The following is a 23,583-nucleotide window of genomic DNA, read 5'->3' on the forward strand; positions in this document are numbered from 1 at the left end:
TTTCATGGGTTATTCCACGAATAGAGCTGATGAGGCAACGTGCATTGATCGCTTAGTTTTGAAAGACCTTAGATTTCACATTGCTTTGTAAATCTCAGCCTTGCACAGTATGGTAAATAAACGGTGGCGCTGAGTGGCTGAAAAAAGTAGTTTAGCGTTAAACTAATTTTGGGAGAGTGAAGTGAGCGATAATACACGAGAAAGCCTGCGTCAGGCGGCGTTGAAGTATCATGAGTTTCCTCGACCTGGTAAATTAGAAATACGCGCGACCAAGCCGCTGGCAAATGGTCGCGATCTGGCGCGAGCCTATTCACCCGGAGTGGCCGAAGCCTGTCTGGAAATCAAAGAAGACCCTTCTACCGCGAACCGATACACATCGCGCGGTAACCTTGTCGCTGTGGTTTCAAACGGCACGGCCGTCTTGGGATTGGGTAACATTGGCGCCCTGGCCTCTAAGCCGGTGATGGAGGGCAAGGCCGTTCTGTTCAAAAAATTCGCCAACATCGACTGCTTTGACATCGAAGTGGACGAACTCGATCCTGAGAAACTGGCCGATATAGTTTGTGCTTTAGGGCCGACATTTGGCGCGATCAACCTGGAGGACATCAAAGCACCAGATTGCTTTGTTGTTGAAAAACTGTGTCGCGAGCGAATGGATATCCCCGTGTTTCACGATGACCAACATGGCACGGCGATTGTTGTTGGTGCGGCTGCCACCAATGCCTTGCATGTAGCGGGCAAGAAATTTGAAGATATCAAGATTGTCTCAACCGGTGGCGGCGCAGCTGGCATTGCTTGTCTGAACTTGCTGCTGAAACTGGGAGTGAAGCGCGAGAATGTCTGGCTGTGTGATATTCAGGGATTGGTCTATGAAGGCCGGGTTGAGGATATGAATCCACACAAGGCGGCTTTTGCGCAAAAGACAGACAAACGCATCTTGGATGATGTGATCGAAGGGGCGGATATGTTCCTAGGCCTATCGGGGCCGGGTGTATTAAAGCCGGAGCTGGTCAAGCAAATGACCGACGACCCAATCATTTTTGCCTTGGCCAACCCGACGCCCGAAATCATGCCTGAGCTGGCGCGTGAGGCCGCGCCTGGGGCGATTATCGCAACTGGGCGCAGTGATTTTCCCAATCAGGTGAACAATGTCCTGTGTTTCCCTTTCATTTTCCGCGGGGCGCTGGATGTTGGCGCAACCGAGATCAATGACGCCATGCAGATTGCCTGTGTCGAAGGCATCGCCGAACTGGCGCGCGCGACCACAAGTGCGGAGGCGGCAGCGGCGTATAAGGGCGAACAACTGACGTTTGGGGCGGATTACCTGATCCCCAAGCCGTTTGATCCGCGCCTGTCAGGCATTGTCTCAACCGCTGTGGCGCGTGCTGCAATGGAAACTGGTGTGGCGAAAGCTCCGATCGATGACTTGCATGCCTACAAAGAAAAACTGGACGCCAGTGTCTATAAATCCGCCCTGCTGATGCGCCCGGTGTTTGAGGCGGCTGAGCAAGCTTCACGCAAGATCGTCTTCGCCGAAGGTGAGGATGAGCGCGTACTTAGGGCCGCGCAGGCGATTTTAGAGGAAACGACCGAGCAGCCGATCTTGATCGGTCGTCCTGATGTGATCAATCGCCGGTGCGAGCGGCTGGGTCTGGATATCCGGCCAGACAAGGACTTTCACCTTGTGAACCCGGAAAATGACCCGCGATATCGTGATTACTGGGGTAGCTATCACGAGATTATGCAGCGCAAAGGTGTCACGCCAGATCTGGCCAAGGCGATCATGCGCACCAATAGCACGGCCATTGGCGCCGTAATGGTGCACCGCGGTGAAGCGGATAGTTTAATTTGTGGGACGTTCGGCGAATTCCGCTGGCATATGAATTATGTCCAGCAGGTGTTGGGGGATGATGATCATTACCCGCACGGCGCATTGTCGCTGATGATTTTGGAAGACGGTCCCCTGTTTATTGCCGATACCCATGTGCGGGTCTTTCCAACACCTGAGCAGCTGGCTGAAACGGCGATTGGCGCGGCCCGTCATGTGCGCCGCTTTGGGGTGGAACCCAAGATCGCCTTCTGCTCGCAATCACAGTTCGGCAATCAAGGGAGCGATTCAGGTAAACGTCTACGTGGCGCGATTGAGATCCTGAACAGTGCTCCTCGGGATTTCTGCTACGAGGGGGAAATGAATGTTGATGCTGCGCTGGATGCTGAACTGCGGGCGCGCCTATTGCCTGACAACCGAATGGAAGGCGCGGCGAATGTGTTGATCTTTTCAAATGCGGATGCGGCTTCGGGCGTGCGCAATATTCTGAAGATGAAAGCCGGCGGACTAGAGGTGGGACCGATCCTGATGGGCATGGGTAACCGCGCACACATTGTGACGCCGGGTGTGACCGCGCGCGGCTTGCTCAACATGGCGGCCATCGCAGGGACGCCGGTTCAGCAATATGGGTAATGAATGATTCTGTTGTAGGTTTGCATCCTTGTATTAGCAAATTTGCAGTTCGTGAGATTATGAGCCTTAGGGGCCTCATTTTAATAAAGTTTGCAAAAGTTTGCAGGGTCATATCGTGTTATTCTGCAAATTTCCTGCGGTAATCCGACGCGTTTGCATGCAAGACCCTTGCCGGATGGGTCTGGCGTTTCGTAACACTTTGGCAAGGGATGGAGAGGAATACCATGGTATACAAAGATGTTTATGAAGGCTGGAAACGTGATCCAGAGGCGTTTTGGATGACCGCAGCCGAGGCGATTGATTGGGATCAAAAGCCCAGTAAGGCGCTGTTTGGTGACAATGCTCCTTTGTACGAATGGTTCTGCGACGGCAAGGTCAACACTTGTTACAACGCCGTGGACCGCCATGTCGAAAATGGTCGGGGTGAACAGGTTGCCATTATTCATGACAGCCCGATCACCGACAGCACCACCAAGATCACCTATGCCGAATTGCAGACGCGTGTTGCCTCGCTTGCCGGGGCGCTGAGCACGAAGGGCGTGACCAAAGGCGATAGGGTGATCATCTATATGCCGATGGTGCCCGAGGCACTGGAGGCGATGCTGGCCTGCTCCCGGATCGGCGCCGTTCATTCGGTGGTTTTTGGTGGGTTTGCTGCCAATGAGCTGGCGGTACGGATCGATGATGCGCAGCCAAAGGCAATTATTGCAGCATCCTGTGGATTAGAGCCGGGGCGCGTGGTGGAATACAAACCGCTTTTGGATGGCGCTGTTGAATTGGCGGCGCACAAGCCAGAGTTTTGCGTGATCTTGCAGCGTGAGCAGTGTGCTGCTGCGATGACGAATCGCGATTTTGATTGGCATGGCTTTCAAGAGGGCACTGCGCCTGCCGATTGCGTTCCGGTTGAGGGAAATCATCCGGCCTATATTCTATATACCTCTGGTACCACCGGTGCGCCCAAGGGGGTTGTGCGACCAACCGGAGGGCATCTGGTTGCGCTCAATTGGACTATGAAGAACATCTATGATGTTGATCCCGGCGATGTGTTCTGGGCGGCGTCTGATGTCGGTTGGGTCGTTGGGCATAGTTATATCTGCTATGCCCCACTCATCCATGGCAACACGACGATTGTGTTTGAAGGCAAGCCCATTGGCACCCCGGATGCAGGCACCTTCTGGCGGGTTATTGCGGAACACAATGTGCGCAGTTTCTTTACTGCGCCCACGGCATTCCGAGCGATCAAACGCGAAGACCCCACAGGCGAGTATATCAAGAAATACGATATTTCAGGCCTGCGCGCGCTCTATCTGGCTGGCGAACGGGCTGATCCTGACACGATTGAATGGGCGCAAGAAATCATGGGTGTGCCGGTTTATGATCACTGGTGGCAGACCGAAACTGGCTACACCATTGTGGGCAATCCAGCGGGGATTGAGGCGTTACCGGTCAAAATCGGATCGCCCACTGTTGCCATGCCGGGCTATGATGTGCAGGTGCTTGATGATGCGGGGCATCCTTTGGGGGCAAATGAGCTGGGCGCAATTGCGGTTAAGCTGCCTTTACCACCGGGCACATTGCCGACCCTTTGGAATGCCGAAGATCGTTTTAAAAAGAGTTACCTCAACACCTTTCCCGGATATTATGAAACCGGCGATGCAGGTATGATCGATGAAGATGGTTATCTCTATATCATGGCGCGCACTGATGATGTGATCAACGTCGCCGGGCACCGCCTGTCCACAGGCGGTATGGAAGAGGTGCTTGCTGCTCATCCAGATGTGGCCGAGTGCGCGGTGATTGGTGTGACCGATCAGCTAAAGGGGCAGTTGCCTGTTGGCTTTGTTTGCCTGACCAAAGGTGTCGACCGCGCACATGTCGATATTACGACTGAATGCGTCAAACTGGTGCGCGAAAAGATCGGCCCGGTGGCCGCGTTCAAGCTGGCGGTTGTGGTGGACCGGTTACCCAAAACCCGTTCTGGCAAAATCCTGCGTGGAACGATGGTAAAAATCGCTGACAATGAAGACTTCAAAATGCCGGCGACAATCGATGATCCGGTCATCCTGGATGAAATCCGCACCGCGTTGAAAACGATCGGCTACGCGGGCGGGTCCTAGGCCTTACTCAAATTGTTCCCGGATCAGGCGTTCTTCGAGCCCATGACCGGGATCAAACAAGATGCGGTGACAGATGTCGGGGCGGGATGCGACCTCGACCCACAGGATGTTTTCAATCCATCCACCCGGGGTATCAACACTGACAGGGCGTTTTTTTGGGTTGAGAACATCAAACCGCACGGTCGCGCTATTTTGTAGTAAGGCCCCACGCCAACGTCGGGGGCGAAAAGGTGCCACAGCTGTGAGGGCAAGTACATCAGAGCCGATTGGCAGAATCGGCCCGTGCGCGCTGTAGTTATAGGCGGTTGATCCGGCAGGTGTGGCAACAAGCGCGCCGTCGCAAACCAATTCTTCTAATCGCAGACGGCCATCGATGGTGATTTTCAGCTTCGCCGCTTGCGGGCCAGCTCGGAGCAAAGAGACCTCGTTAATTGCCAACGCTTCATGAAACGCGCCATCAGAACATTCAGCGCGCATCGATAGAGGGTTTATGATTTCTTCTTCAGCCTCGTCCAGGCGTTCCAGCAAGTCGGACTCGCTATATTCGTTCATTAGGAAACCGACAGTGCCACGGTTCATACCATATACAGGAATGTCCAACTTTTGCGTAGCGTGCAGAGTTTGTAGCATAAAACCATCGCCGCCTAATGCGACGATGACATCGGCCTCTTGTTCATCGACGTTCCCGAATCGGGATGCTAGCGCCGCGCGAGCGGTTTGTGCGACGGGTGCGTCACTGGCAACAAAGGCGATCTTACGCGGCATTCTGGTCTGACCCGTTTCCTAAGGACTGAATTCGGTTCCAATCGAAGCATATCTCGCACAACATGACCAGTGGTGACGGTCCTGCAAAGCTATTTGTCGTTTTATGGTCTTCCGTAAGGGCAGGGTTTCCGATAGGAAATCTAGCAAATTAATCCCTGACGGAGTGTCCACCATGTCTGATTCCGGTTTCTTCACCGAATCCCTGTCATCGCGCGATCCAGAATTGTTTGGCGCAATCACCAACGAGCTTGGCCGTCAACGTGACGAGATCGAGCTGATCGCCTCCGAAAACATCGTGTCTGCGGCCGTGATGGAAGCACAAGGCAGCGTGCTGACCAACAAATACGCCGAGGGTTACCCTGGACGTCGTTACTATGGGGGATGCCAGTTTGCGGACGTTGCTGAAAATCTGGCGATTGATCGTGCCAAGCAGCTGTTTGGTTGTGAATTCGCTAACGTGCAGCCGAACTCTGGCTCGCAAGCCAACCAAGGTGTGTTCCAAGCGCTGCTTCAGCCGGGCGATACTATTCTTGGTATGAACTTGGCCTCGGGTGGTCACCTGACGCACGGTGCCGCGCCAAACCAATCTGGCAAATGGTTCAACGCGGTTCAGTACGGCGTTCGCAAAGAAGATAACTTGATCGACTATGATCAGATTCAAGCGCTGGCAACCGAGCACCAGCCAAAGATGCTTATCGCGGGCGGCTCAGCCATCCCACGTGTCATTGATTTTGCCAAAATGCGTGAGATCGCTGATAGTGTTGGTGCATATCTGCATGTCGACATGGCGCACTTTGCCGGTCTGGTCGCGGCGGGTGAGCACCCAAGCCCGTTCCCGCATGCGCATGTTGCGACAACGACAACGCACAAAACCCTGCGTGGCCCACGTGGTGGCATGATCGTCACAAATGACGAAGCCATCGCCAAAAAGGTCAACAGCGCGATCTTCCCTGGTATTCAGGGTGGCCCGTTGATGCATGTGATTGCCGCCAAAGCGGTTGCCTTTGGTGAAGCTCTGCAGCCAGAGTTCAAACAGTACATCAAACAGGTTCGTGCCAACGCCGTTGCACTGGCTGATCAACTGATCAAAGGTGGTTTGGACATCGTCACTGGTGGTACTGACACGCACGTGATGCTGGTTGACCTGCGCCCGAAAAAAGTAACCGGGAACATCACCGATGCCGCACTGGGCCGTGCACATATCACCACCAACAAAAACGGTATCCCGTTTGACCCTGAAAAGCCAACTGTGACATCGGGCATCCGTTTGGGCACACCTGCGGGCACGACTCGTGGCTTTGGTGAGGCTGAGTTCCGCGAAATCGCAGATCTGATCGTAGAAGTTGTTGATGGTCTGGCCGCAAACGGTCCGAATGGAAACGCCGAAGTTGAAGCAAACGTTCGCACCAAAGTGGCCGCATTGTGCGCGCGCTTCCCACTGTACCCGAACCACTGATCTTGGATCCAGTTAGAGATTTGACCGCGCGGCAGTGCCGCGCGGTTTTTTTTGGTGGATGCGTTCGGTTCTGAAATCACTTTAGAATTATTCCAAACCTTGACAGGTCCCGTCCCGAGGCGCATATCCATAGCACTGACGAAAGGCGCGCAAATGTTTATCCAGACAGAATCCACCCCGAACCCGGCCACATTGAAGTTCCTGCCCGGTCAAATGGTGCTTGAAATGGGCACAGCCGATTTTCCCTCTGCGGAAGGTTCAGAGAAGTCGCCGCTGGCCGAGCGGATTTTTAAGGCGCAGGGCGTGACTGGAGTTTTCCTGGGTAACGATTTTGTCACCGTGACCAAAGCAAATGATGTCGAATGGGATCACATCAAGCCTGCTATTCTGGGCGCAATCATGGAACATTTTCAATCGGGCCAGCCGGTAATGCTGGGCGATGCTTCGCAAAACTCTGGCCATGCTGAGCATGATGGCGAAAATGGCGAAGTAGTCAATCAGATCAAGGAACTGCTGGATACTCGCGTACGTCCCGCCGTCGCACAAGATGGTGGCGATATCACGTTCCACGGTTTTGATCGCGGCGTGGTTTATCTCCATATGCAGGGTGCTTGCGCTGGTTGTCCGTCATCAACCATTACTTTGAAGATGGGTATTGAGAACCTTCTGCGCCATTACATCCCCGAAGTGACTGAGGTGCGCCCCGTTGGTGTCTGAACCACTCATTTTGGGATTTGATACATCGGCCGCGCATTGCGCGGCCGCTTTGCTGCGCGGGGATCAATTGTTGGCGTATCGGCGTGAAGAAATGTCACGTGGGCAGGCCGAGCGGTTGATGCCGCTGCTTGAAGGCATGCTAGCGGAACAAGACATTGGCTGGCGCAACCTGACGGCCATTGGTGTTGGTGTCGGGCCGGGGAACTTCACGGGCATTCGCATTTCTGTTTCTGCGGCGCGTGGTTTGGCGCTGGGGCTGGGCATTCCAGCCATTGGCGTGTCGACGTTTGATGCGCTGCGGTTTGGCCATGACGCTACAATGATCGCTGCCGTAAAAGGACCTGCGGACAGAACTTATGTGCAGCTCGGATCGGGCGACCCCATTCTGTGTGGGCCAGACGATATGCCGGATTACCCGGAAAAGGCAGAGCCCAATCTGGTGGCTTACCCTTCGGTTGAGGCATTGGCATTAGACACTGAATTGATGGAGGTTCCTTCGTGCTTTCCCTTGGCTGAGGCGATTGCGCGCCATGCGTTGGCGCGTGGCTTTGATCAGATCGAACCACCTGCGCCACTTTACATCAAATCGGCGGATGCGGCGCCGTCGCGTGATGCACCACCGGTGATGCTGGATGACGCCTGAGCAGATGGCCATGTGTCATGCCCGTGCTTTTGCGGGACAGGGGCGAGCATGGTCGGAAGTGGAATTTACATCCCTTCTGCAAAGCCCACATGTGTTTTGTGTCGGCAATGAACATACCTTTGCCTTGGGACGTGCGGTTGCAGGCGAAGCAGAGCTTTTGACTTTGGCAACCGATCCGGCCCAACAACGACAGGGGTTGGGGCGCATAGCCTTACTGGCGTTTGAGGATGCAGCTCGAAAGCGTGGCGCAGATACCTGCTTTCTCGAAGTTGCAGCAGATAACGTTGCTGCGACGTCTCTGTATCGCCACGCGGGTTTTGAGGAGATTGCCCGTCGGGCAGCATATTATGATAAACCCTCGGGTTCGAGGGCCGATGCGCTTGTTTTACAAAAGAGTTTGCTGCCTGGACATTGAGTGGACTGATTAAGTTATTGCTCTGCGCTATTAGATATGGAATAAAATAAGAACAATAAGTGAACACTTTATTCATTTTGTTTTATAAAGGCCCGTATCCCATGCCAGATTTAGTGCTCTACCTGCCCGGATTTATTGCTGCATATGCGATCTTGTTGGTCGGGGCGTCATCACCCGGGCCTGCGGTGGCGATGTTACTGGGAATCGCCACTTCGCAGGGGCGCGGGCCGGCACTGGTTGGTGCGGCGGGGATCGCGAGTGGAAGTATCGTGATTAACATTGCGACACTTTTGGGGATTGGGTTGATTGTTTCGCAAATGGCTTGGTTCATGGGGGTGATGCGTCTGGTTGGCGCAGCCTATCTGCTGTGGCTGGCGTATAATGCGTTCCAAAAGGCAATCAAACCACCAGTAATCAAAGCCTCCGATATTAAACAAAAATCATTGTACCGTATCTTTATGGCGGGTTTTATGCTGCAGGTCAGCAACCCGAAAGCCATTGTGTTTTGGCTCGCAATTGCATCGATTGGTGCGACTGAAGGTGGTGGGGGCTTGATTGTGGCGCTGTTTGTGACCGGCGCCTTCCTGATTTCCTTTGGCTGCCATGGGGCATGGGCGCTATTGCTTTCTTCCAGACCGATCCGGACAGCGTACCAAGTTGCACGTCGCTGGATCGAGGCGGGGCTTGGTGCATTTTTTGGATTTGCTGCCTATAAATTGGCCACGACCGAGCTGTAAGAGCAGGCGATATCACCTGCTGATCACGAAACATAAGGCCAGTTCACAAATTTTGATCGTACCTGAGGCCTGTCTGGTCATATGCTGACTTGCAAAGTGACTAGACATGCGAGTAAGGGATTTCATGCTTATATACCTGCCCATAGCCGAAGTTTCCGTAAACGCCTTCCTCCTCCTTGGATTGGGGGGGGCCGTTGGCGTTCTGTCTGGCATGTTTGGGGTTGGCGGTGGTTTCTTGATGACGCCGCTGTTGTTCTTTATCGGTATCCCGCCAGCAGTGGCCGTGGCGACCGAAGCAAACCAGATTGTGGCCTCTTCTTTCTCGGGTGTTTTGGCGCATTTGAGGCGCAAAACCGTAGACCTGCGTATGGGGACGGTGCTGCTGATTGGTGGCCTTGTCGGGGCGGCCTTGGGTGTGGTGGTTTTCAACTACCTTAAATCACTGGGTCAGGTCGATTTGCTGGTGAAGCTTTGCTATGTGGTGTTCCTTGGCATCATTGGTGGCATGATGTTCTTTGAGAGCCTGAAGGCGATCCGCAATACGCGCTCGGGCATTGCGCCAAAACGCAAAAAGCACAATTGGATCCATGGCCTGCCGTTCAAAATGCGGTTTCGGACCTCTGGGCTGTATATCAGCGTCATTCCACCACTGATTGTTGGGGTTTGCGTTGGTATTTTGGCGGCGATTATGGGTGTTGGCGGTGGGTTTATCATGGTTCCCGCTATGATTTACCTGCTGGGTATGCCGACCAAGGTTGTTGTTGGGACGTCACTGTTCCAGATTATTTTTGTCACCGGCTTTACCACGATGCTGCATGCCACAACCAACTATACCGTTGATGTGGCCCTGGCGGTTTTGTTGTTGGTAGGTGGTGTTATCGGCGCCCAGATCGGTACCCGGATCGGGGTACGCATGAAAGCTGAGCAGCTACGGATTTTGCTCTCGATCATGGTTATTGCTGTCTGTGTGAAATTGGGCTTGGAATTGCTTATTCAACCCTCCGAGTTGTATTCTCTTGGCGAAAGCGGAGGGCATTAATCAATGATCCGTTCGCTCTATATCATCGCCACATTCCTACTGGCATTCGCGCAACCTGCACTCGCCGCGGAAGAGGTTGTTCTGGGCCTCAGCAAAGATGAGATCGCCATAACGGCGACATTTGACGGATCTGAGCTATTGGTGTTTGGCGCGGTTAAACGTGATACGCCTGTGCCTGAGGGCCCACCATTGGAAGTGGTCGTTGCCATATCTGGTCCATCAGAGCCTGTGGTTGTGCGGCGCAAGTCGCGAAAACTTGGGATTTGGGTCAACACCTCTAGCGTCGTGATCGATTCCGCGCCAAGCTTTTATGCGGTTGCTACAAGTGGCCCGTTTTCTGATGTGATGAGCGATTCCTCCGATTTGGAGCATCGTGTTTCGATCGGCCGGGCAATCCGCTCAATCGGTGCATCTATCCTGAACAGCGGCACGCCGGAGTTTGTCGATGCGGTGATCCGGATTCGCGAGAATGAGGGACTTTATAAGATTGTCGAAAGTTCTGTTGTGGTCGATGAACAAACCTTGTTCAGAACCTCGATTGATATGCCGGCCAACCTGACCGAGGGCGAATATCCAACGCGGATCTTCCTGACCCGTGGGGGACAGGTCGTGTCCGCCTATGAAACGGTGATTGACGTGCGCAAGGTTGGGTTAGAGCGTTGGCTGTATAACCTGTCACGCGAGAACCCGATGCTTTATGGTATCATGTCGCTGGCGATTGCTATTGCGGCCGGATGGGGTGCCTCTGCGGTTTTCCGTTTGCTGCGTCAGGGGTAACGCAGGCCTTTACCCGCGCCCGATATAGGGCATCTTGGTTGCCATCACAGTCATGAACTGCACGTTGGCCCCAGATGGTAGGTTTGCCATGTGCAGAACGGAACGCGCCGCATCGTCAACTGCCATGGTTTGCATGCCCGGTTGCGCCTCTTTTAGCGACGCAACAAGTTCGCTTTCTGCGTTGCCTATATCAATCTGACCGCAGGCGATATCAAACGGTCGCCCATCCAGTGATAGGCTTTTCGTCATGCCAGTGATGGCATGTTTAGTTGTGGTGTAACAGATTGAGTTATCGCGCGGCACATACGCAGAAATCGATCCATTGTTGATGATTCGCCCACCTTGCGGTGATTGCGTGCGCATTTGCCTGAATGCTTCTTGTGCGGCGATGAACATGCCGCGCAGGTTGACTGAAACCACCTGATCGAAATCCTCTAGTGCGATCTCGTCTATCGGTGCGGCGGGGCCGAACATTCCTGCGTTATTAAACAGAACATCCAGCCTGCCAGCCTCGGCCATGAAATCCTTGAACGCCTGTGTCATCGCTGCGGGATTGGTCACATCGGCTGGCAATGCGGTGGCATTGGAGTGCTGATCCGCGATTTCAGACAGCTTGTCTGCGCGGCGCGCCAATAGTCCAACGCGCCAGCCTTCAGAAAGAAACATCTTGGCGGTAGCAAGCCCGATGCCAGAGCTGGCCCCGGTAATCAGTATCGATTTCATGTCTGAACCTCCAACTCTAACGGCACAGGCGCGGTGCGTAGATCATCAACGCGCAGCGGGTGTTCGGGTTTCGACAAGCGATTTCGCGTGACCCAATGCAGCCGTTCTTCGGCACGGGTGATGGCAACATAGGCCAAGCGTTTCCACAGGGGTTGACCCGCTTCGGTGCGGTTCATACGTGCAGCGACAAACAGATCGGGCGCAAAGACCTGAACATCGCGCCACTGGCTGCCCTGTGCCTTGTGAATAGTGACCGCAGCGCCGTGCAGGAATGTTGCCCCCATACGCGCGGCAAAGGGAATGAACGGTTCTTCCTCGCCCGGCTTTTCGATTTTTACGATACTGGCAGCACTGACCTGCGGGTCCTCGGCGCCCATAACATGCAGACGGGAAAATCCCGGTTTGCGACCGGGTCCCAGATAGACCACTTGTGCGCCTTTGATCAGGCCGCGCGCCTCGAGATCCAGCCGTTTCTTACGGTGTTTGAGTGGTAGCTCGATCCCGTCACAGATCAGTGGTTCACCTTCTAATAGTTCGGTTTCAGGCGCGCCATGCACCAACCGAAAAGCATTGATCAACTTGATACGTGTGACATTGCGCCAAACCAGAACCGGCGAGCGTGCCATCAGGTCTACCTCGACCCGCTGCGCCCATTTCACCCTGTCATCCTTGCGCGCTGCCTCTTCGATCATGCGCTCAAAGGCTTCGAACGTAAGTGCCGGGTCAGCCAGCGCATGGGCCAGATCCAGAATGGGATTGTCTGCGTCTTGTCGGTGGACACGGTGCAGGTTCATAATCGCAGGTGCAGGTAAGGCATCAAAAACCATGCTGCCGGATTGGTTGACCGGCGCCAGCTGTGCCGGATCGCCAAATAGCAAAAGCGTAGGGAAGATGTCTTTGAGATCCTCAAACTGGCGTTCATCCAGCATGGAGGATTCATCGACAAGCCCGATATCAAGCGGTTCTTCGCGACGTTTCCAACCGGTGATGAAATCCGAGCCACGCAATCCTGCCGCCGCCAGCGCACCTGGGATTGATTTGTGTGTTTGATAAAACGCATACGCCCGTTCAAGCGCCTCGTCGGTCAATCCTTCAATCTCGGGCCGTTCGCCGTTACCTGCCAGCCATTCGGCGATGCGTTCATACTCGGGGTCATAGACCGGTGTATATAGAATGCGGTGAATGGTGGTCGCGGGTACGCCGCGCATGCGCAAGACGCTGGCAGCCTTGTTGGTCGGTGCCAAAATGGCTAGCGTGCGTCGATCGCGCCGCTTCTTACCCTCCCAATCGCCCGACACGATGTCAACTCCAGCCTCATCCAAGGACTTCACAAGCTCCGCCAACAACAAGGTTTTCCCAGATCCCGCTTTGCCTGTAACGGCCATCACCCGGTTTTTACCTTCCTGCATCGGGGTTAACAGGCTTTGATCCAAATCGACGCCAGCACCACGCAGCATCTCGGTGATGCGATCATGCGCTTCGGCTTGATCATGGGAAAATGTAAGTGAGGTCTGGGTCATATCGCGACCCTAGACCTATGTACGGGGGCGTTCCAGAGAAAGCCGTTCTCATTCCTTCAGAAATTTAAATCTTCCGTGCGATGACGTGAATGCCTGTGCTACTGTTGCTTAAGCGAGCTTTGAAAAAGGATACAGCCAATGCCCCAGCACAACGACATGTTTGAACTGACCGTTTCTGATATGGAGCTCATTGAGACAGGGTTGCGAAGTACGCTGGCGGCGCTGTCACATGCTCAACTGGGCGAAACTGAAGATGGTAGAACAGATCGCGAAGATACTGTGCGACGTATTCAAGAGCTTCTGGGGCGATTACATGATCAGAAGGTTTTCTACCGTCCGAAGAATGCTGTCTACGTTGGTGGTTAAGATCCGTTAAGCGGGATTTTCTGCCATTCGCCATTGGTTTTTGGAGATCTGCTTACCCGTTTCTGACCAATCTACCCCGTTAATTGCAGAACGTTCGATATTCTATACCGCATGACCGCTTCACAAGTATACAAAAAGGCAACGACACCGTGCAGTAAACCTGTCTGCCTTGCTGGGATGGTTGATGGTCGCAGCACCTTTTCTGTCCCAATTTAATCCATTTATGTGGCTTTGGATAACTGCTATTGGTTTACCAATCTCCTACATTGTATCTTGGATCCCCGTAGCGCCAATCCTCCAAAAAATTATGCGCCACCCAGTTTCTTGGTCGTGTGCAGCATGCTGGGGCGCGATTATTTCATCTTTGGTCGCGGCTATTAGCATTGCCATAGGTCGGTATTTAGGTTGGAGGCAATCTATAAACCCCAACTTTCATTCACGGGTTGGAGGGGAAAACGCAATAAGATCGATTGATGGCATTTTGACACCTTATGGGTGGTTGATGCTTCGTCAAACGACGGTTCTTTTTGTCATTGGCGGAGTTATTATAGCCTTGATCTGACGCGCGGTCATTGGTCCGGGTGAATCACAAAGTCACCCACATAAAAGCCATTCTTGACTATCCTGTAGTGTGGAATAACAGATGTGAGCTGCGCCACAATAAATCGGTAAAATGGGCTCAAAGTTTCTATTTAGATGGGATAAAATATATGCGCCCGAAACCAGAGATCTGATTGCGGGCGCATATCGATTATGTTTTGTGAATTACTTGCCTGCAGCAAGCACTTCTTCAACGGTACGCAGGCCGGTTGTGGGGGCTTGAACCAGCACGGACATGTTGCCGGGCTTGTGCTCGTTGTTGCGCATTTTGACGTGAGCCGCTGGGATTTCATCCCATGGGAAAACCTCGGACATGCACGGATTTAGGCGCCCTTCGACCATCAACTGATTTGCAGCTGAAGCTTGCTTGAGGTGGGCGAAGTGGCTGCCTTGGATGCGCTTTTGATGCATCCAAACATAGCGCGCGTCCATGGTCAGGTTGTAGCCAGTGGTACCGGCGCAGATCACGACCATACCACCCTTTTTCACAATAAAGGTTGAAACCGGCATTGTAGATTCACCGGGGTGTTCAAACACCATATCGACGTTCACGCCTTTGCCGGTGATGTCCCAGATTGCCTTGCCGAACTTGCGAACTTCTTTGAACCAGTCGTTATATTCTGGCGTGTTCACGGTGGGTAGCTGACCCCAGCAGTTGAAGTCCTTGCGGTTCAGAACGCCCTTGGCACCCAGACCCATGACAAAGTCACGTTTATCTTCGTCACTGATCACACCAATGGCATTGGCTCCGGCCGCTGTGGCCAGCTGGATCGCGTAGGAGCCCAGACCACCCGACGCACCCCAAACCAGAACGTTTTGCCCAGGTTTGATTTCGTGTGGATGGTGACCAAACAGCATGCGGTAGGCTGTGGCAAGTGTCAGCGTGTAGCAGGCGGATTCTTCCCAAGTTAGGTGCTTGGGGCGTGGCATCAATTGCTGCGACTGCACATTGGTGAACTGTGCAAAGGACCCGTCTGGAGTTTCATAGCCCCAAATCCGCTGGCTGTTTGAATGCATCGGGTCGCCACCGTTGCAGTGTTCGTCTTCGCCATCGTCCTGGTTGCAGTGAATGACCACCTCATCACCTACCTTCCAGCGGGTGACTTTGTCGCCAACCGCCCAGACCACACCTGAAGCGTCGGACCCCGCGATGTGGAATTCAGCTTTGTGAACGTCAAACGGGCTGATTGGGATGCCGAGACCGGCCCAAACGCCATTGTAGTTCACACCAGCGGCCATCACCAGAACCAGCACTTCGTGGCTGTCGAGTTTTGGCACATCGACGACTTCAAGCTGCATTGCCTGATCGGGTTCGCCATGGCGTTCACGACGGATCGCCCATGCGTACATTTTCTTTGGAACATAACCTAATGGGGGCAGTTCGCCGACCTCGTATAGGTCTTTCTCGGGGGCATCGTAGGGCGCGATGCCGTTTTCGGTGTCCAGAGCCATGGGCGGGCCTCCTAAAACTTGGGTTTCGCCGCGATGCAGAATCGCGTTTCTGCTCATGGAATATAATTGCTTGCGCAACAATGCAATGCCTGGAATGTCAGTTTTGTAATTTTATAACTTCGCGAGTGCAGAAAGATTAGTCAATTTTGCTGCGGTCGCAAAATAGATGGGCGATGGAATTGGCGTAAAATCGAACAATTTCTTGTTCTTCCTTCACAATTTCATAGGTTCCATCAGCCTCGCGGATGAGCTCACGTTTCAGTAGATTTCTGACGCCAACCGTGACGCCGTACCGCTGATCATCTCTTGGAACGTGGACATGTGCATCTGGGAGGTGTTTGATCATCTCGCCAACGGAAATTTCCAGATCTTCACGGCTGATAGGTGCGTCCGACTGAATCATCGCCCGCGCCACGAGTGGCACAGGCAGAACCGGGACCTCTTGTCCAATTTTATCCATCAAAAGCGCGCCGAGCGCATCAACCGTCGCACCTGAGTTTTCCTGCTCAAATTTGTTCAACGATACAGGTGCGCCAAAGCTTGCCGCCGCATAGCCGTGTCTGTGATACTTTCCACGCAAACGCAGCCAGATTTGTTTAAAAATGAACCTAGTGACAACACTGATCCGCGCCGGAAAGCGTCGTTCGCCTTTTTGCCCTGCGGCGACAAGAACACGATCCTCGAATACCCGATCATAGTTCAAGGCAACCGGAACAAAGACCACATCTTTTGAATTTTCGGTCCTATCATCGACGATGTATTTCAATATACCCAGCTTTGGTGAGGCGAGGTCGCCAGTGAGGCTTAAACCACCTTCGGGAAATACAGCTTGCGCGACACCAGCTTCGGTTGCCATGCGTACATAGCGCGCAAGCACTTTGCGATAGAGCGCATTGCGTGATTTGCGCCGGATGAAATAGGCCCCCATAGCCCTGATCAGGCGCGATAAGGGCCAGACGCGGGCCCATTCCCCGACGGCATAGCTGAGGGCGGAACGGTCTGCGGCCAACCAGGTGACTAGTACATAATCCATGTTACTGCGATGGTTCATGACAAAGACAATCGTGGCGTCTTTGTCGACATTGCGCAGGGCGGATTCATCAAAGTTGCCGACTCTGACCCTGTACAGAGACTGGCTTAGCCAGCGGGTCAATCTGATCGCAAATCCAAAATAGGCGGTGGCGCTGAAAGACGGAACAATTTCGCGTGCATACCTGCGCGCCATTTCAAAGGCGACATTTTCCGGTACGCCTTCTGTTTTGGCATGCTCTGCAATCGCAAGATTGACCTCGGGATCGTAAATCAGCCGCTGTATCATGTCGTAGCGGCGCGCCAGTTTGAATGGTTCAATCGGGCGTTCGAGGCGTTCATTTAGGCGCGCCACTGCGCGCTCCATCCGGCGTCGAAAAAACCAGCGTACTGAAGGGAACAAGAAGTGCGATGCAAAGGTTACAACTGCGAACAACAGGATCAGCACGAAAAGCCATAGCGGCAGTTCTATCGCCTGTGTCATGTCGTTGTTCCCTTTGATCTAGTTGCGTGATCCACGGTTTTTAGAGTTCCCTGTTCTGAATGGCACCCGATTTCATACAGTCAGACAATTTTAAGCGCATGAAACGCATTTTGTCAGATGCTTGCGTGCTGATAGGGGCGCACCAATATACAGATTATGGCAAACGTCCAGATCATTGAAGGATTTCATGAAGCCGACAGGCCACTCGCTGCGCGGCTGTATTGGCAGGCGTTTCGTGAAAAGTTGGGGTTTGTAATGGCTCCTGATGAGAAAGCGTTACGCTTTTTGGAGTATGTTTTAGACCCTGCGTTTGCCTTGAGCGCATACGACAGTACAGGGGAACTGCTGGGGTTGGCGGGGTATAAGACGGAAAAAGGCGCTATGGTCGGCGGCAGTTTTAGCGTGTTGGCGCAGATTTACGGCGGATTCGGGGCTTTGTGGCGGGCGGGGATGTTGTCTGTTCTCGAACGTGAGGTGGAGGCGGGTGTTTTATTGATGGATGGCATATTCGTCGCCGAATGCGCCAGAGGCAAAGGAGTTGGGAGCCAACTCCTTTGCTGCATTAAGGAAAAGGCATGTGTGTCAAATTTGCAATCGGTGCGCCTTGATGTGATTGATGCAAATCCGCGTGCTAGGGCGTTGTATGAACGACATGGATTTGTTGCCCGTAAGACTGAATATCTTGGCCTTTTGTGCTATTTGTATGGGTTTCGATCAAGCACAGAAATGCACTGCCCTACGTCATTAAGTGGGTGATATGGGAAACAATGATGCCCAATGCGGGAAATTGAATTCGATTGCGGCTCACATTTTGGTGAAATTGTGGTGAAATCTTGCGCTATTCGCCATGATGTGCAATAAGAAAGCATGAAATATGCCATCTGAGAGTGCGATTCTGGCGCGCGCTCAACGTGCATGATTATGAAACACGTAACGATTACTCGGAGTAAATGAAATGAAGAGAACTCTTTTAGCGACGACTGCCATTGTTGCGTTATCAGCTAGTGGGGCACATGCATCGCTTACTGGTTATACATCTGGTCCTGATGCGTCATTTTTCCCAATTAGCTTTTTCTTTGATAATTCTGGCGCAGACGTCCTGAACTTATCTATTGATGGGGCAACAGCTGATGCTGGCACCGTTGTGTGGGATACCATCGGTACAGTTGGTGGTACCGCAATCGTTGGTGGCACTGCAGGCGTCGATACATCATTAGTAAGCTTTTCGTTTGGTGCAGGTGATTTTGCTTCAGGTGATACATTTAGCCTTTCATCCCTTGATCCTGACTTTACCGGTTTGCCAAGCTCTGGAGTCAGCATCTTTGAACTGATTGGTGTATCAGTTTCGGCTTCATTCTCGGACTCGTCCACCTTTTTTGGGACGTTTGTTGACGATCCAGCAGATGGCGCCGGTCTGGTCCTCAAAGGCGAGACAATCGGCGCTGTGCCATTGCCCGCTGGGCTGCCTTTGATGTTGGCTGGTTTGGGTGCATTGGGCATCGCATCGCGCCGTCGTCGCAACAACGCCTGATTTTATCTGGCATGATTGAATTTTGCAGCCGCCTTCGGGCGGCTGTTTGTTTTTGTGCGTGCTGCATTGCAGCATGTTGACAGGGATCGATCATTTCTAATATCTGTTTCGGAACGCAATAATGTTTCAAGTTAGATTCGGATTGGAGATCTCAAATGTCGCAAGCACAGCAAGATATTCAGAAAGACCGCCCTTGGCTGATCCGGACCTATGCGGGGCATTCTACAGCTAAGGCGTCAAATGCGCTTTATCGATCTAACCTTGCTAAGGGGCAAACCGGGCTTTCGGTGGCTTTTGATTTACCAACCCAGACGGGGTATGACAGCGATCACGTGCTGGCACGTGGCGAGGTCGGCAAAGTTGGTGTTCCGGTTTCACATCTGGGTGACATGCGAACGTTGTTTTCAGATATCCCCCTAGAGCAGATGAACACCTCGATGACGATTAATGCGACGGCACCTTGGCTGTTGGCGTTATATATCGCAACGGCTGAGGAACAGGGTGCTGATGTGACCAAGCTGCAGGGCACTGTTCAGAATGATCTGATCAAAGAATATCTGTCGCGCGGCACTTATATTTGCCCGCCAAAGCCCAGCCTCAAGATGATCGGCGATGTGGCAGAATATTGCTATACCAATGTGCCAAAATGGAATCCGATGAATGTCTGTTCCTATCATCTGCAAGAGGCGGGTGCGACGCCTGAACAAGAATTGTCCTTTGCACTGGCCACCGCGATTGCCGTTCTTGATGAGCTGAAACCACGTGTCCCGGCCGAGGACTTCCCAGCGTTAGCCGGGCGCATTTCCTTCTTTGTAAACGCGGGCATCCGGTTTGTGACAGAGATGTGCAAAATGCGTGCCTTTGTTGATCTTTGGGATGAAATTTTGGAAACCCGATATGGCGTGGAAAATCCGAAGTACCGCCGCTTCCGTTACGGCGTGCAGGTGAACTCGCTTGGTCTGACAGAACAGCAGCCGGAAAATAACGTTTACCGTATTCTGATCGAAATGCTGGCCGTGACGCTCAGCAAAAAGGCCCGAGCCCGTGCTGTGCAATTGCCTGCGTGGAACGAGGCGCTGGGCCTGCCACGGCCGTGGGATCAGCAGTGGTCAATGCGGATGCAGCAAATTCTGGCGTATGAGACGGACCTGTTGGAATTTGATGACCTGTTTGAAGGCAACCCGGCCGTTGATCGCAAAGTTGAGGCGCTGAAAGATGGCGCGCGCCATGAATTGGCCAATCTTGAGGGCATGGGCGGCGCGATCGGCTCAATCGAATATATGAAATCACGTTTGGTCGACAGCAATGCCGACCGCCTGAACCGGATTGAAAAGAACGAAACTGTTGTGGTCGGCGTGAACAAATGGACCGAAGGAGAACCCAGCCCGTTGATGACTGGCGATGGCGGCATCATGGTGGTCGACCCCGCGGTCGAGGTCGAACAGATTGAACGTTTGAACGCTTGGCGGTCTGAGCGAGATGCAGATGCGGTTAAATCTGCGTTGGCTAATCTGCGCGCAGCGGCTCAGAAGGGGGCGAATGTCATGCCAGCCTCTATAGCGGCAGCTAAAGCTGGGGTCACAACCGGCGAATGGGCTGCGCAGATGCGTACGGTACATGGCGAGTATCGCGGTCCAACTGGTGTGTCGGGCAGTCCGTCGAACAAAACTGAAGGACTGGATGAAATTCGTGATGCCGTTGATGCGGCCAGTGACCGTCTTGGTCGCCGTTTGAAGTTCTTGATCGGCAAGCCGGGGTTGGATGGTCACTCCAACGGCGCAGAGCAAATTGCCTTTCGCGCCCGTGATTGTGGGATGGACATAGGATATGAGGGAATTCGCCTCACGCCAGAGGAAATCGTGAATGCCGCGCTGGAAGACAAAGCCCATGTGGTTGGATTATCAATCCTGTCTGGCTCGCATATTCCATTGGTTGAGGAATTGATGCAACGCATGCGCGAGGCAGATTTAGCTGATACGCCAGTCATCGTTGGTGGTATCATTCCGGATGAGGATGCCAAGCGTTTGCGAGAGCTTGGTGTGGCGAGGGTTTATACGCCGAAGGATTTTGAACTCAACACGATCATGATGGATGTCGTGGCATTGGCTGATCCAAAGGCCGTCGCCGCTGAATAACGCCTCTGGTTCTTTTTGCAGGACAGGCTAAGATTAAGATAAACTGTCCTGCCAGAAAGAATAGCTATGTCTGAAACCTTGACTATCCGCCCGATTGAATCTGGTGACAAAGATGCATGGCGCGTGCTTTGGACCGCCTATCTTGAATTTTATGAAAGCAGTGTGTCGGACGCCGTTTATGATGCAACCTTTGATCGGCTTTTGTCCAAGGAGCATCCAGATCAAAACGGGTTTCTTGCGGTGCTGGGTGATACGCCTGTAGGGCTGGTGCATTATATTTATCACGCACACAATTGGCGACTTGATAAGGTTTGTTACCTTCAGGATCTTTATGCAGACCCGACCGTGCGTGGGCAGGGTATGGGCCGTAAATTGATCGAGGCAGTCTATGCACGTGCAGATACAGATGGTTGCCCATCGGTCTATTGGCTGACGCAGGATTTCAACGCTGAGGCCCGCAAGCTGTATGATCGGATTGCAAACCTGACGCCGTTTATCAAATACGCACGCTAAACCCAGCGTCCGTGACTGCGATCATAGCCGTTGCGGGCAGGACTTTGCCACTCGCCAAGAGCGCCCTCTGCTGGAGAGAAAACCTCAATCAGCATAGGGTAGCACGCGGCGCTATCGCTTGAATGCTCGGACGAACAATCACCTCCCGGGCAGGCAGACATTGCGCCCAATAGATTGATCTCAGCAAAGAACTCCAGGTAATCACCGGGACGAACGGGGCTGGCTTTCATAAAGTACTGGCCGGTGTCGCGGGTGAAGCCCGTGCACATGAAAACGTTAAGAACATCATGCACATGCGGCTCTGCTTCTTCCAACGACATACCCAGTTCATCCGCTAAAGCACGGGTCAGGTTTGAATGACAGCAATGATGGTATTGTGAACCGCTCAGCAGGTTGCCGGTGTAAGGGTCACAGCGGGTTCCGATCACATCGTGAACCGATCCGCCATATTCATCAATGCCGTACCAACCAAGTGTGTCGTCAGTGATCGTGGCCATCGGGCGCATGCCGGGAAAGGATGTCCACATACGCTCGCCGGTAGTCAGATGTGTGCCATGCAACGCGCGGGATTTTCCGGAATAGAATCGCTCTGAAATGTCATCGGCATTCCACAAGTTTAAGTCGCCAACCTGAGGTCCCTCGACCGACGAAATACGAAAAAAGTGTCCAGCCTGTACGCGGAATGTGTCCGCCTCTCGGGGTTGGATCAGAACCTCATCCACTTTCGTCGCGGTGGAGCGGGCCGACTGATAGAGTGCGAGGTCAGGTTCAGGCAGTGTCTCGTTCGGATAACAGATGACAGGTTTTACGGCGCGGCGTTCTGCGGCATCAATGGGCTGTGTCATGGGGCACCTCGGCGGCTTGACGGTTTCCTTGCGCAATCCAAAGGCGGTTTTGCGTTTGATGTAAAGACCTCGGCACCGCAGGTCATGCATTTATACTTGTAAGCGCCGGGCTGATTGTCCTTCCGATTTTCACGCCAACGACAGTTTCGCGTACGCCGGTTGGTGAACAACAACACAAGAATGAAGGCGGCCAACAATCCGATGGGGATGATCATTTTGCACTGAACCCAAAGTCATCAGCATAGGCAAAAATTGCGGGTTGGCCGCCGGTGTGCCAAAATAATATTTTCTGCCGCTGTCGTTCGGGCGCATGGTAGATCAGTCCAGCCATGACTTTTCCGGTATAGGTCGGGTCCAGAAACTGGCCCTCTTTCTGGGCGGCCAGAGTGATGGCATTGCGCGTGTCATCCGACATTTTTCCGTAGCCGGGGGCAAGGGCGCAGTCATCCAGAATAATGTCCGCGCCGTTAGTTGGATTTTCACACTCCAAAAGCTGTGAAAGATCTTCAAGGCGTTGGTGCACACGCGTTGTTTGCGTTGTTGCATCACGTCGCACACAGATGCCAATGACAGGTGTCTGATCGCCGAGTAGACGTAAGCCAAACAACAGCCCGCAGTGAGTGAGCGCCGAGCCGGAACCGATGTAAATCGCATCAAATGTCTGCGATTGGTTGCTGAGTTCACGCGCCGCGTCGATATAGCCTAACGCCCCGGTTGGGGGGTGGTCTGCCGATAACGGGACAATGAATGGAATCTCTCCGGAATTTTTCAGACCTTTTGCGATTTCGCGCAGTCGCCTATCTGCGCCTGTTTCGTCCTCTCCTTCGGGATAGCTATAGAGAGTGGTCCCCATCAGTTTGTTGAGCAACACGTTCCCGTTTTCTCGGTAAAGCGGTGATGGATCGGGCACGCGTTCTTCAAGCTGGATATGGCAGCCCATGCCAAGGCGTGCGGCCATTGCCGCCGTGGTGCGCACGAAATTTGACTGTACTGCGCCAGTGATCAATACCTGCGTGGCCTCTATGGCCTGCGCTTTGCCCAGATAAAACTCGAGCTGGCGAACTTTGTTGCCGCCCATCCCGATCCCGGTGCAGTCATCACGCTTGATCCACAGGTCAAGTCCGAGTGCCGCGCCCAAGTTGGGCATGGCCTCAAGCGACGTGGGAAGATGCCCCATGCAGGCGCGTGGAAATTGCGATAAGAGCGTTTCAATAGTCATCACCCTATCTCTGGCCTGTGATGGATATTTGTCAATCCT

General features: G+C 53.3%; 21 protein-coding genes. 14 read left to right on the forward strand and 7 right to left on the reverse strand.

The genetic code is table 11. From position 1 onward, the window contains the following. Positions 1-181: 181 nt before the first annotated feature. Together D9A02_RS07105 and D9A02_RS07110 are read left to right on the forward strand one after the other, a co-directional pair. Positions 182-2,461, forward strand: coding sequence for an NADP-dependent malic enzyme (locus D9A02_RS07105; RefSeq protein ID WP_120500279.1), 2,280 nt, complete (start codon positions 182-184; stop codon positions 2,459-2,461). A gap of 224 nt (positions 2,462-2,685) precedes the next feature. Next, positions 2,686-4,578, forward strand: a complete 1,893-nt coding sequence (locus D9A02_RS07110) for a propionyl-CoA synthetase (RefSeq protein ID WP_120500280.1) — start codon at positions 2,686-2,688, stop codon at positions 4,576-4,578. A gap of 3 nt (positions 4,579-4,581) precedes the next feature. Here the strand turns inward: D9A02_RS07110 and D9A02_RS07115 are convergent, their stop codons facing one another. Further along, positions 4,582-5,343 carry an NAD kinase gene (locus tag D9A02_RS07115; protein ID WP_120500281.1) on the reverse strand — a complete coding sequence of 254 codons (762 nt, stop codon included), beginning with the start codon at positions 5,341-5,343 and terminating at the stop codon, positions 4,582-4,584. A 172-nt stretch (positions 5,344-5,515) separates the two neighbouring features. On the opposite strand from D9A02_RS07115, the gene glyA reads away from it, so the two are divergent. The 7 genes from glyA to D9A02_RS07150 all read left to right on the forward strand — a co-directional run bounded on the left by glyA (position 5,516) and on the right by D9A02_RS07150 (position 11,127). Next, positions 5,516-6,799, forward strand: a complete 1,284-nt coding sequence (gene glyA / locus D9A02_RS07120; RefSeq protein ID WP_120500282.1) for a serine hydroxymethyltransferase — start codon at positions 5,516-5,518, stop codon at positions 6,797-6,799. A 153-nt stretch (positions 6,800-6,952) separates the two neighbouring features. Continuing rightward, positions 6,953-7,516 (forward strand): NifU family protein, encoded by a 564-nt coding sequence (locus D9A02_RS07125; RefSeq protein WP_120500283.1) that lies wholly within the window; start codon positions 6,953-6,955, stop codon positions 7,514-7,516. Beyond that, positions 7,509-8,159: a tRNA (adenosine(37)-N6)-threonylcarbamoyltransferase complex dimerization subunit type 1 TsaB gene (gene tsaB / locus D9A02_RS07130; RefSeq protein WP_367946745.1), complete on the forward strand. Its 651-nt coding sequence runs from the start codon at positions 7,509-7,511 to the stop codon at positions 8,157-8,159. The genes D9A02_RS07125 and tsaB overlap by 8 nt, the downstream gene beginning before the upstream one ends. Then, positions 8,149-8,574, forward strand: coding sequence for a GNAT family N-acetyltransferase (locus D9A02_RS07135; RefSeq protein WP_120500285.1), 426 nt, complete (start codon positions 8,149-8,151; stop codon positions 8,572-8,574). Before tsaB ends, D9A02_RS07135 begins: the two co-directional genes overlap by 11 nt. 101 nt (positions 8,575-8,675) lie before the next feature. Beyond that, positions 8,676-9,311, forward strand: coding sequence for a LysE family translocator (locus tag D9A02_RS07140; protein ID WP_120500286.1), 636 nt, complete (start codon positions 8,676-8,678; stop codon positions 9,309-9,311). A 124-nt stretch (positions 9,312-9,435) separates the two neighbouring features. Further along, positions 9,436-10,350, forward strand: a complete 915-nt coding sequence (locus D9A02_RS07145) for a sulfite exporter TauE/SafE family protein (RefSeq protein ID WP_120500287.1) — start codon at positions 9,436-9,438, stop codon at positions 10,348-10,350. A gap of 3 nt (positions 10,351-10,353) precedes the next feature. Next, positions 10,354-11,127, forward strand: a complete 774-nt coding sequence (locus D9A02_RS07150; RefSeq protein ID WP_120500288.1) for a TIGR02186 family protein — start codon at positions 10,354-10,356, stop codon at positions 11,125-11,127. 9 nt (positions 11,128-11,136) lie between these two features. Here the strand turns inward: D9A02_RS07150 and D9A02_RS07155 are convergent, their stop codons facing one another. Beyond that, entirely contained in the window at positions 11,137-11,850 is a 714-nt protein-coding gene (locus D9A02_RS07155) for an SDR family oxidoreductase (RefSeq protein ID WP_120500289.1), read from the reverse strand. Beyond that, positions 11,847-13,370 (reverse strand): ATP-dependent RecD-like DNA helicase, encoded by a 1,524-nt coding sequence (locus tag D9A02_RS07160; RefSeq protein ID WP_120500290.1) that lies wholly within the window; start codon positions 13,368-13,370, stop codon positions 11,847-11,849. Before D9A02_RS07160 ends, D9A02_RS07155 begins: the two co-directional genes overlap by 4 nt. A 138-nt stretch (positions 13,371-13,508) precedes the next feature. Between D9A02_RS07160 and D9A02_RS07165 the strand changes: the two genes are divergently transcribed. After that, positions 13,509-13,736, forward strand: a complete 228-nt coding sequence (locus D9A02_RS07165; RefSeq protein WP_120500291.1) for a hypothetical protein — start codon at positions 13,509-13,511, stop codon at positions 13,734-13,736. A gap of 765 nt (positions 13,737-14,501) precedes the next feature. On the opposite strand, the gene ccrA is transcribed toward D9A02_RS07165, so the two are convergent. Together ccrA and D9A02_RS07175 are read right to left on the reverse strand one after the other, a co-directional pair. Beyond that, on the reverse strand, positions 14,502-15,788 hold the full coding sequence (ccrA, locus tag D9A02_RS07170) for a crotonyl-CoA carboxylase/reductase (protein WP_120500292.1): 1,287 nt from the start codon (positions 15,786-15,788) through the stop codon (positions 14,502-14,504). Between the two features lie 136 nt (positions 15,789-15,924). Next, positions 15,925-17,301, reverse strand: a complete 1,377-nt coding sequence (locus D9A02_RS07175; RefSeq protein WP_120500293.1) for a 1-acyl-sn-glycerol-3-phosphate acyltransferase — start codon at positions 17,299-17,301, stop codon at positions 15,925-15,927. A 255-nt stretch (positions 17,302-17,556) separates the two neighbouring features. Here D9A02_RS07175 and D9A02_RS07180 point away from each other — a divergent pair, with 255 nt between their 5' ends. The 4 genes from D9A02_RS07180 to D9A02_RS07195 all read left to right on the forward strand — a co-directional run bounded on the left by D9A02_RS07180 (position 17,557) and on the right by D9A02_RS07195 (position 21,480). Beyond that, the gene (locus D9A02_RS07180) at positions 17,557-18,057 is read left to right on the forward strand and encodes an N-acetyltransferase (protein WP_254054574.1); all 501 of its coding nucleotides are present in this window, start codon (positions 17,557-17,559) and stop codon (positions 18,055-18,057) included. Positions 18,058-18,256: 199 nt separating this feature from the next. Further along, on the forward strand, positions 18,257-18,832 hold the full coding sequence (locus tag D9A02_RS07185) for a VPLPA-CTERM sorting domain-containing protein (protein ID WP_120500295.1): 576 nt from the start codon (positions 18,257-18,259) through the stop codon (positions 18,830-18,832). 155 nt (positions 18,833-18,987) lie between these two features. Further along, entirely contained in the window at positions 18,988-20,967 is a 1,980-nt protein-coding gene (locus tag D9A02_RS07190) for a protein meaA (protein WP_120500296.1), read from the forward strand. Positions 20,968-21,033: 66 nt separating this feature from the next. Beyond that, a complete protein-coding gene (locus tag D9A02_RS07195) occupies positions 21,034-21,480 on the forward strand; it encodes a GNAT family N-acetyltransferase (RefSeq protein WP_120500297.1) in 447 nt (148 codons plus the stop codon). Here D9A02_RS07195 and D9A02_RS07200 read toward each other — a convergent pair. Further along, positions 21,477-22,325 (reverse strand): DUF1989 domain-containing protein, encoded by an 849-nt coding sequence (locus D9A02_RS07200; RefSeq protein WP_120500298.1) that lies wholly within the window; start codon positions 22,323-22,325, stop codon positions 21,477-21,479. The two genes, D9A02_RS07195 and D9A02_RS07200, sit on opposite strands and share 4 nt — an antisense overlap. A gap of 211 nt (positions 22,326-22,536) precedes the next feature. Beyond that, positions 22,537-23,544, reverse strand: coding sequence for a D-cysteine desulfhydrase family protein (locus tag D9A02_RS07210; protein WP_120500434.1), 1,008 nt, complete (start codon positions 23,542-23,544; stop codon positions 22,537-22,539). Between the last annotated feature and the right edge of the window lie 39 nt (positions 23,545-23,583).

Source organism: Roseovarius sp. EL26, from assembly GCF_900327775.1.
In the GTDB taxonomy this organism is placed as follows: Bacteria; Pseudomonadota; Alphaproteobacteria; order Rhodobacterales; family Rhodobacteraceae; genus Roseovarius.

Bases quoted from the DNA above. Each gene is read 5' to 3' on its own strand.
- D9A02_RS07110 (WP_120500280.1), top strand. From the start codon at position 2,686: ATGGTATACAAAGATGTTTATGAAGGCTGGAAACGTGATCCAGAGGCG.
- D9A02_RS07115 (WP_120500281.1), bottom strand. From the start codon at position 5,343: ATGCCGCGTAAGATCGCCTTTGTTGCCAGTGACGCACCCGTCGCACAA.
- glyA (WP_120500282.1), top strand. From the start codon at position 5,516: ATGTCTGATTCCGGTTTCTTCACCGAATCCCTGTCATCGCGCGATCCA.
- D9A02_RS07125 (WP_120500283.1), top strand. From the start codon at position 6,953: ATGTTTATCCAGACAGAATCCACCCCGAACCCGGCCACATTGAAGTTC.
- D9A02_RS07135 (WP_120500285.1), top strand. From the start codon at position 8,149: ATGACGCCTGAGCAGATGGCCATGTGTCATGCCCGTGCTTTTGCGGGA.
- D9A02_RS07140 (WP_120500286.1), top strand. From the start codon at position 8,676: ATGCCAGATTTAGTGCTCTACCTGCCCGGATTTATTGCTGCATATGCG.
- D9A02_RS07145 (WP_120500287.1), top strand. From the start codon at position 9,436: ATGCTTATATACCTGCCCATAGCCGAAGTTTCCGTAAACGCCTTCCTC.
- D9A02_RS07150 (WP_120500288.1), top strand. From the start codon at position 10,354: ATGATCCGTTCGCTCTATATCATCGCCACATTCCTACTGGCATTCGCG.
- D9A02_RS07155 (WP_120500289.1), bottom strand. From the start codon at position 11,850: ATGAAATCGATACTGATTACCGGGGCCAGCTCTGGCATCGGGCTTGCT.
- D9A02_RS07160 (WP_120500290.1), bottom strand. From the start codon at position 13,370: ATGACCCAGACCTCACTTACATTTTCCCATGATCAAGCCGAAGCGCAT.
- D9A02_RS07165 (WP_120500291.1), top strand. From the start codon at position 13,509: ATGCCCCAGCACAACGACATGTTTGAACTGACCGTTTCTGATATGGAG.
- ccrA (WP_120500292.1), bottom strand. From the start codon at position 15,788: ATGGCTCTGGACACCGAAAACGGCATCGCGCCCTACGATGCCCCCGAG.
- D9A02_RS07175 (WP_120500293.1), bottom strand. From the start codon at position 17,301: ATGACACAGGCGATAGAACTGCCGCTATGGCTTTTCGTGCTGATCCTG.
- D9A02_RS07180 (WP_254054574.1), top strand. From the start codon at position 17,557: ATGGCTCCTGATGAGAAAGCGTTACGCTTTTTGGAGTATGTTTTAGAC.
- D9A02_RS07185 (WP_120500295.1), top strand. From the start codon at position 18,257: ATGAAGAGAACTCTTTTAGCGACGACTGCCATTGTTGCGTTATCAGCT.
- D9A02_RS07190 (WP_120500296.1), top strand. From the start codon at position 18,988: ATGTCGCAAGCACAGCAAGATATTCAGAAAGACCGCCCTTGGCTGATC.
- D9A02_RS07195 (WP_120500297.1), top strand. From the start codon at position 21,034: ATGTCTGAAACCTTGACTATCCGCCCGATTGAATCTGGTGACAAAGAT.
- D9A02_RS07200 (WP_120500298.1), bottom strand. From the start codon at position 22,325: ATGACACAGCCCATTGATGCCGCAGAACGCCGCGCCGTAAAACCTGTC.
- D9A02_RS07210 (WP_120500434.1), bottom strand. From the start codon at position 23,544: ATGACTATTGAAACGCTCTTATCGCAATTTCCACGCGCCTGCATGGGG.